Origin of the sequence: Methylobacterium sp. CCH5-D2 (assembly GCF_001556475.1) — a bacterium.
GTDB lineage: Bacteria > Pseudomonadota > Alphaproteobacteria > Rhizobiales > Beijerinckiaceae > Methylobacterium > Methylobacterium hispanicum.
In genome coordinates this window covers 1-1,300 of sequence record NZ_LSIX01000983.1, presented here as the reverse complement: position 1 = coordinate 1,300, position 1,300 = coordinate 1, and the positions used below count along the sequence as shown (strand labels likewise).

2 protein-coding genes are annotated in these 1,300 nt (G+C 74.9%); both read left to right on the top strand.

Going from position 1 to position 1,300, the window contains the following annotated elements; genetic code table 11:
• Nucleotides 1–29: 29 nt before the first annotated feature.
• Complete coding sequence (locus AX737_RS26575; RefSeq protein WP_066926716.1) at nucleotides 30–725, top strand: fumarylacetoacetate hydrolase family protein; 696 nt, start codon at nucleotides 30–32, stop codon at nucleotides 723–725.
• Nucleotides 726–729: 4 nt separating this feature from the next.
• Entirely contained in the window at nucleotides 730–1,197 is a 468-nt protein-coding gene (locus AX737_RS26570; protein ID WP_066926714.1) for an NUDIX domain-containing protein, read from the top strand.
• The last annotated feature ends 103 nt before the right edge of the window (nucleotides 1,198–1,300 follow it).

Below are 1,300 nucleotides of genomic sequence, written 5' to 3'. Positions count from 1 at the left end.
CCCAACGACCGTCCTGCCAGAGGCGACGCATGCTCTCCGTCATCCCGAACCCGCCGCGCACGGCCCTGCCGACGATCGGCAGCCCGGACCTCTTCCCCGTGCGGCGGGTCTACTGCGTGGGGCGCAACTACGCTGCCCATGCCCGCGAGATGGGCGCCAACCCCGACCGCGAGCCGCCCTTCTTCTTCATGAAGCCCGCCGACGCGCTCCAGATCGTCGGCGCGGAGCCGGCGCAGCACCCCTATCCGCCCCATACGGAAAACTACCACTTCGAGATCGAGATGGTGGTGGCGCTGGGCCGGGGCGGGCGCGACATCCCCGTGGAGCAGGCGCTCGACCACGTATACGGCTACGCGGTCGGCCTCGACATGACCCGGCGCGACCTGCAGGACGATGCCAAGGCGCTGCGTCGCCCCTGGGACCTCGGCAAGGCCGCCGACGCCTCCGGGCCGATCGGCCCGCTCCACCCGGTCGCCGCGGTCGGCCACCCGGAGTCCGGCGCGATCACGCTGGCCGTCGACGGGCAGGTGCGCCAGAGCGGCGACCTCGCCGAGATGATCTGGTCGGTGGCCGAGCAGGTCGCCTACCTGTCGGGCTATTTCGAGCTGGCGCCGGGCGACCTGATCTTCACCGGCACGCCCTCGGGCGTCGGCCCGGTCCGGCGCGGCGAGCGCATGACGGGGTCGGTCGCCGGGCTCGGCGCGATCGTGCTCGACGTGGTCTGACCCGGTGCTCCTCGACAACCCCCTCGCCCGGCGGCTCTTCCACCTCGGGGCGCTCGCGCTCCGGGGCATGACGCTCGGCGTGCGCGGCGCGGCCTTCGACGCGGCGGGCCGGGTCTGCCTCGTGCGCCACACCTACGTGGCGGGCTGGCACCTGCCGGGCGGCGGCGTCGAGGTCGGCGAGAGCGCGGCGGACGCGATGCTGCGCGAGTTCCGCGAGGAGGCGGAACTCGCCGTCGCCCCGGAGGCGCTGCGCCTGCGCGGCTTCTACCGCAACCTCGCGGGCTCCCGCCGCGACCACGTCGCGCTCTACGTGGCGAGCGCGGCGACGCGGCTGCGCGAGAAGCGGCCGGACCGCGAGATCGCGGCCTGCGCCTTCTTCCCCCTCGACGCCCTGCCGGAGGGCACGACCCGGGGCACCGCCGCGCGCCTGCGCGAGATCCGCGAGGGGCTCGATCCCGCCGCGCACTGGTAGGGCGGCGGCGACGATTTTCGGCCCCGCCGCGCTTCGCCGCCCTTGCGCCGGCCGGCGGAATGGTGTTTAGAGACCGGCGTCGGCGGGGCGCCGGCCGGTTCGT